General features: G+C 35.7%; 7 protein-coding genes and 1 rRNA gene. 3 read left to right on the top strand and 5 right to left on the bottom strand.

What is annotated here, in order from left to right; all coding sequences use genetic code 11:
• The coding region (locus H5T45_07080; protein MBC7129469.1) for an IS1 family transposase at window positions 1-230 on the bottom strand (230 nt) is incomplete at its 3' end.
• An 86-nt stretch (window positions 231-316) separates the two neighbouring features.
• On the opposite strand from H5T45_07080, the gene nadC reads away from it, so the two are divergent.
• Together nadC and H5T45_07070 are read left to right on the top strand one after the other, a co-directional pair.
• Entirely contained in the window at window positions 317-1147 is an 831-nt protein-coding gene (gene nadC, locus H5T45_07075) for a carboxylating nicotinate-nucleotide diphosphorylase (protein MBC7129468.1), read from the top strand.
• A gap of 19 nt (window positions 1148-1166) precedes the next feature.
• On the top strand, window positions 1167-1412 hold the full coding sequence (locus H5T45_07070; GenBank protein MBC7129467.1) for a translation elongation factor-like protein: 246 nt from the start codon (window positions 1167-1169) through the stop codon (window positions 1410-1412).
• Here the strand turns inward: H5T45_07070 and tgt are convergent, their stop codons facing one another.
• From tgt to H5T45_07050, 4 genes are all read right to left on the bottom strand, one after another.
• A complete protein-coding gene (gene tgt / locus H5T45_07065) occupies window positions 1413-2432 on the bottom strand; it encodes a tRNA guanosine(34) transglycosylase Tgt (GenBank protein MBC7129466.1) in 1020 nt (339 codons plus the stop codon).
• On the bottom strand, window positions 2420-3361 hold the full coding sequence (queA, locus tag H5T45_07060) for a tRNA preQ1(34) S-adenosylmethionine ribosyltransferase-isomerase QueA (protein ID MBC7129465.1): 942 nt from the start codon (window positions 3359-3361) through the stop codon (window positions 2420-2422). The genes tgt and queA overlap by 13 nt, the downstream gene beginning before the upstream one ends.
• Window positions 3361-3804, bottom strand: a complete 444-nt coding sequence (locus H5T45_07055) for a hypothetical protein (GenBank protein ID MBC7129464.1) — start codon at window positions 3802-3804, stop codon at window positions 3361-3363. Before H5T45_07055 ends, queA begins: the two co-directional genes overlap by 1 nt.
• A 237-nt stretch (window positions 3805-4041) precedes the next feature.
• Window positions 4042-5232, bottom strand: coding sequence for a Zn-dependent exopeptidase M28 (locus H5T45_07050; GenBank protein MBC7129463.1), 1191 nt, complete (start codon window positions 5230-5232; stop codon window positions 4042-4044).
• Window positions 5233-5871: 639 nt separating this feature from the next.
• Between H5T45_07050 and H5T45_07045 the strand changes: the two genes are divergently transcribed.
• Window positions 5872-6177: ribosomal RNA gene (locus H5T45_07045) — 16S ribosomal RNA — on the top strand; the annotation flags it as partial.

Below are 6177 nucleotides of genomic sequence, written 5' to 3'. Positions count from 1 at the left end.
CCTTCATGTTGCCATATATAATCCCTTATTTTGGACAGAGATAATCCTTCTGCATATAAATGGAGAACTTTCAAAATTATTTCTTTTGGGTACATCATTTTTTCAAATCCATCTCTTTCAACAAACCTTCTTTTGCATCCATTGCATTTATAAATCTGCTTTACAACATGCTTATTGTATCTTTTACCCGCCTTTACAACATCTTCACATCCCCAATATGGGCATTTCATTTTCCATCCCCTTAAATGGAAAATGAAAACATGTTTATAAATATCACGAAATTTTCGGGAAATCTGGAGGAAAGAAATTTATAAATATCCTTTCTATTAGCAGTGTGGATGATATAGACATATTCCTGAAGGAAGATTTGGGCGAAGAGGGAGATATAACATCAAACATACTGCTCAAGGACGAAGAAGGAACAGCATATATAAAGGCAAATGAAAAATGTGTTGTTGCTGGAATTGAAGAAGCAATTGAAGTTTTCAAAAGACTAAATTGCGATGCAAAAGCTTTAAAGGAAGATGGTGAAAATGTAAGATGCAATGAAAAAATAATTGAAATAAAGGGAAAGATAAAAAATATTCTTGCGGGCGAGAGGCTTGCTTTAAATTTCATATGCAGGATGAGTGGAATTGCAACAATTACAAGAGAACTTGTAGAGATGTGCAGGAAGAAAAATCCAAAAGTAATAATTTCTGCAACAAGAAAAACAACGCCGGGCTTCAGGAAATATGAAAAGAAGGCGGTCAAGATAGGCGGGGGCGAGCCCCACAGGATGGGACTTTATGATGGAATTCTTATAAAGGACAATCATCTTGCCTGCATTCCTTTAAGGGAAGCGGTTAAAAAAGCGAAGAAAAGCGGGATGAAAGTAGAGGTGGAAGTAAGTAATGTGGATGAGGCAATAATTGCAGCTGAAGAAGGAGTAGATATAATAATGCTTGATAATATGCCTCCAGTTAAGGGAAAAATTGCGATGAAAAAGATTAAAGAAATAAATCCTGAAACAAAGGTAGAGGTATCTGGAGGTATAAATCCTGAAAATATTGTAAATTATTCATTTGCAGATATAATTTCTCTCGGCTGCATAACTCATTCTGTAAGAAGCAAGGATTTTTCTTTAGAAATTGAAAAAGTTTTTTAACCTTTATTTATTTCAATTCATGGAAGAAATTGGTGTTGTTGAGCACTTCTTTTCTAAGATAGGAGTTGCAGCGATAAAGATAAAGAGTGGGAGTTTAAAAGTAGGAGATAGAATAAAAATAAAAGGTCAAACAACAGATTTTGAGCAGATTGTTGAATCAATGGAGATAAACAGGCAAAAAATAAGCGAGGCGAAACCAGGCGATGATATAGGAATAAAAGTTATTGACAGAGTTAGAGAAGGAGATATTGTATACAAGCTATAATTAAATCTTTCCCTCTTTTATTTTTTCTCTTAAATTTTCCATGAATCTGTTCATAAAATATATATTATGGATGGTTGCAAGTCTTTGAGCAAGCATTTCATTCTCCATAAATAAATAGTTAAGATAATCAAGAGAGAAATTGCTGCATGTATAACAGTTGCAATCTTCATCAATTGCATCACCTTTAATTTTTTTCTTTCCAAGGCCTATTTTTCCTTTGCTTGTAAAAATTGTTCCATGCCTTGCATTTCTTGTTGGGAAAGCACTATCAAATATATCTATTCCATATCTAACACATATTTCTATCTCCTCAGTTGAACCCACCCCCATTAAATGGCGTGGTTTATCATATGGAAGAAAACGGGTTGTAACCTCAACTGTTCTTATCATATCCTTTTTTTCCTCACCTATGCAAAGCCCACCTATGGCATAACCATAAAAACTCATTTTTGCAAGCTCTTTTGCACATCTCTCCCTTAAATCATCGTATATTCCTCCCTGAACAATTGAAAAAACATTTTCACCAGTGCTTCTCTTAGCCCATGAAATTGTTCTTTCAACAGATTTTTCAACCCTCTTCCTGCTATATGGATATGAAGGGCAGTCATCGAGCATAAAAATAAAATCACTTCCAATTTTTCTCTGCACATCTATGCATTTCTCCGGCGTGAAAATTTCCTTTGAGCCATCTGGCATACTGAAAATTATTCCTTCATCTATCGCACGGGCGGGAAACTTTTTAATTGATTGAAAACCCCCGCTATCAGTAAATATTATTCCTTTCCATCCCATAAATGAATGAATTCCCTGCCTGCAAACTGTTTCAAAAGCTCTTCTGTAGATATGAAGAGAATTAACAATTATTGCCTTACATCCCGCTTTTTTTGCTTCCTCTGGTGTCAAAGTTTTTATCGCCCCTTTCGTTGCAACAGGCAGGAAGGCGGGCGTTTTCAAAGTATTGTTTCCAACTTTTATTAAGCCATTTCTTGCATTTCCGCTTTCTTCAACTATTCTGAACATATTAACATCGCATCTCCAAAGCTTAAGAAACGATAATCAAGTAATAGCGCTTCTTCATATGCTTTCTTCAATCTTTCCTTTCCGCAAAAAGCAGATGTTAGCTTGAGGGGTGGAGAATTGGGCATATGAAAATTTGTTATAAAATAGCGAACCGGCGAGCGGAATACATAACCATCTTCTATTATTAAATTGCTCCAGCCAGAAGATGGATAAACAACCCCATTTTTTGATGAGCTTTCAAGTGCTTTCATTGTTGTTGTTCCAACTGCAAAAACACGAGAAGCATTATTTATAATTTCGGCTGATTGACTGCTTACTGAATAGTATTCTTCCTCAACCACATTCATGAAAGTTGAAATGCTCGAATGAAGCGTGATATAGCAAATTCTTGCTCCTTTTTCCTCAATTTTTTTAATCAGCTCTTTGGTGAAATGCAGGCCTGCGGTTGGCGCAGCTATTGAGCCATCTTCTTTTGCAAACACTGTTTGGTATAGATTTTCATCAACCTTGCTTTTTATATATGGAGGCAGTGGAGTTTTTCCAATTCTGTTTATTTCTTCAATACTCATTTTTAAATCAATTACACATCTTCCATTCCTTTTTTCAATCACCTTGCATTCCCTTCCATTGATGTAAATTTTTTTTCCTTCAGAAACTCTTCCCTTTACAAGGCATTCATAACCTTGCGGAACTTTTTTAACAACAAGAATTTCAAGCTTACCTCCGCTTTCTTTTTTCCCCTGCAATTTTGCCCTTATAACTCTTGAATCATTTAAAACAATTACATCTCCTTTTTCTATATAATTAACTATATCCTTAAAAATTCTGTGTTCTATTTTATCTTTTTTAACAACTAAAAGCCTGCATTCATCTCTTGGTAATTTCGGAAACTGCGCTATCTTTTCCTTTGGCAGATTGAATTCAAACATTATTGTTTTTTAAGAAATGGAAGACCTTTTTTATTTATTTTCACTTTATAACCATCAGGCAGTGGAGATGGTTTTGCGTACTCCTCCTTTTTCTTGCTGAAAAAATATATTTTCCTTTCTCCCCCTCTTAGTTTTACCGATTTGGTATATAGGGTATATTCTCCATATCTAAATGGCTCCTCCACTTCAAGAATTTCATATTCTTCATTTGGAATAATTTCTTTTTCAATTACTCTTATTTTTGGCTTAAATTCTTTTGAGCTTCCATACAATGGAACAATCTTATTTTTCTCAACTTTCCATGCAGGGGATATTTTCTCAACAGACACAACTCTATTTAAGCGAGAGCAAACTGTGCATAAATATTTTCTTTCCTCCTTGCTAATCTCCTTTTCGCATACTGAACAGGGTATATAATCAAGAACTTTTCTAAGCTCATCCATTGCTGATAAGTGATTTATAGAATAAAAATTTTTTGGAAAAATGCTATTTGATTGCGGATTTTTTGCCTATTTAACTTTATTTCTTTTTACTTATTTTCTTTCATTATCCTTCAAATTGTGAGAATTACTTTAGTTGAATGATTGTGCATTCTGTAGCGTTTGCATCAAATATCCAGGGTAGAAGTCCTTGGATTACATTTCGCAAACATAAATATAAGCCTATAAACTCTAATTCTATCACCTTATATAGGGAGAAAATATGATTATATCCATTTCATCTCTTGAAATTTCTTCACCATAAGCATATACTTCTATTTCATGTTTTCCGACTAAAAGAACATTTAATTTCCATTCATAAGGAGGAGAATAATCCCAGTACCACATCCTTTCATCAACAGCAAATATTACTTTTTCAACATTTCCATCTGTTTCAGCAACTATATTTACTCTTCCTATTGCAATTGTTAGTCCTCTCGCCCTCGAAAACCAGTTTTTAGCCATTACTGGAAAAAGTGCTCTTCCAAAAACATAAAAATATCCCTCCCTCGGTTCCCTTATCGAAACATAATTGCTGATTTTCTTGCTCGCAACTTCTTCCAAAAGGCATGCCAAAAATTTTGTTGCCTTTGTCAGATATGTAAAATTTATTTTATCTATACTATCCTCAGGCGAGTGCCCGTATGGATAACCATCATAATGAGCAAAGAAAACGCCATCATAACCATAATCTACATATGCCTGATGATCCGCACCAGGATAATTTGGAACAATTTCAACCCCTATCCCTATTTTCTCATAATTTTCGGCAACATCACTAGCCAAATCCGCAATCCATCTCCCCCTTTCTGGAGTAAAACATCTTATATAATTTCCACCCTTGCTTGTGTTTGCATAACCTATCATATCAACATTGATTACAGCTATTATTTTCTCTCCCTTCTCATATGAATATTTCGCATGCAGATAGCTTCCATACGCCCCCACTTCTTCCCCACTATAAACAACAAAATGAATTGTGTGCATAAATCTATGGTTGCTCATAACCCTTGCAATCGCCAGCACCCCAGCAACGCCTGAGCCATCGTCATCGGCGCCGGGCGAGGTTTCGGTGGTATCAATATGCGCCCCTATGATTACTGAATATTCATCGCCGCGGAGGGTGGCAATTACATTATTATCTTCAAATCCTCCCATTTCCCATTTAAATTTCTCCACCTCAAGCCCCATTGATAAAAATTCATTATAAACCCATTCCTCCGCATCAGCACATGCACTTCTTCCAGTATAGCGAACCCCAAATTCACAAATTTTTTTAAGATAATATTCAAGCATCTCCTCATTTATTTTCTCATATATTTCATCTGCTTCCGCAGGCAAAATAGAAGGAAGAAGAATTATTGAAATAGCCAGAAAAACTTTTAAATTCATAGTAGGAAATATTTTCAAAGATTTATTTTTTTCTTATGACATAGCTATATGAAATTGAAAAAACAACATCAAAAGATAGGTTTTATATGATATCTATACCTTTTGAATTCGCAGTATTTCCTAAAGTAAAATTTTTATAAAAAGCTCAGGAGAAGAATATCGTTAAGGAAATTAAATAGATTTTAATTCAGGTTTATCATACAGAGACGAGAAATTGCTGGCTTCTCTTATTATACTCAATTAGAAATAGATATCTAGAAAATGGCTGTGAAAGATTAAGGAAAAAGATGAGAATTGTTTTATTCTTATTTCTTGTATTGAATAGGGATATCTTCTCTACTATTTTTTAAAATATAGCAAATTTTCAAAAAAGCCTGTGCAATCCTTTATTTAACTTCTTAAAATTCTTGTTGGCTCAACTTCCCTTTCCTGAATTCTTGACCAAAATTTTTATAAATACCTTTTCTATTATTGGTTAGAGACCCGAACACCCGGCCAGACCCCTGATTTGTGAAGGGGTTGATTCCGTTTGGGTCTAAATTGATGAGGATTCAAGAAAACTACCCGTAGTAGGGTAGGTTATCTTGAATCTGATACATAGAAACATTAGCCAAAGCAAAGCTCGATAGAAAAAGCCTTGCCAACACCGGTTGATCCTGCCGGAGGCCACTGCTATCGGAGTCCGGCTAAGCCATGCGAGTCCAAGTGGCTCTGCCACTGGCGGACTGCTCAGTAACACGTGGATAATCTGCCCTCGGGAGGGGGATAACCCCGGGAAACTGGGAATAAACCCCCATAAACCATGGATGCTGGAATGCTCCATGGTTGAAATTCCGAAAGGAGCCCGAGGATGAGTCTGCGGCCTATCAGGTAGTAGTGAGGGTAACTGCCTCACTAGCCTACGACGGGTACGGGCCTTGAGAGAGGGAGCCCGGAGATGGACTC

The sequence above is a fragment of the Thermoplasmatales archaeon genome, from assembly GCA_014361245.1.
Taxonomy (GTDB): domain Archaea; phylum Thermoplasmatota; class E2; order UBA202; family JdFR-43; genus JACIWB01.
The sequence above is the reverse complement of the archived record's forward strand: the minus strand, read 5'-3'. Positions and strand labels throughout refer to the sequence as shown.

What these genes read in the sequence shown, in the direction of transcription:
- H5T45_07055 (MBC7129464.1), bottom strand. Translation starts at nt 3,804, where the DNA reads ATGGATGAGCTTAGAAAAGTTCTTGATTATATACCCTGTTCAGTATGC.
- H5T45_07050 (MBC7129463.1), bottom strand. Translation starts at nt 5,232, where the DNA reads ATGAATTTAAAAGTTTTTCTGGCTATTTCAATAATTCTTCTTCCTTCT.
- queA (MBC7129465.1), bottom strand. Translation starts at nt 3,361, where the DNA reads ATGTTTGAATTCAATCTGCCAAAGGAAAAGATAGCGCAGTTTCCGAAA.
- H5T45_07070 (MBC7129467.1), top strand. Translation starts at nt 1,167, where the DNA reads ATGGAAGAAATTGGTGTTGTTGAGCACTTCTTTTCTAAGATAGGAGTT.
- tgt (MBC7129466.1), bottom strand. Translation starts at nt 2,432, where the DNA reads ATGTTCAGAATAGTTGAAGAAAGCGGAAATGCAAGAAATGGCTTAATA.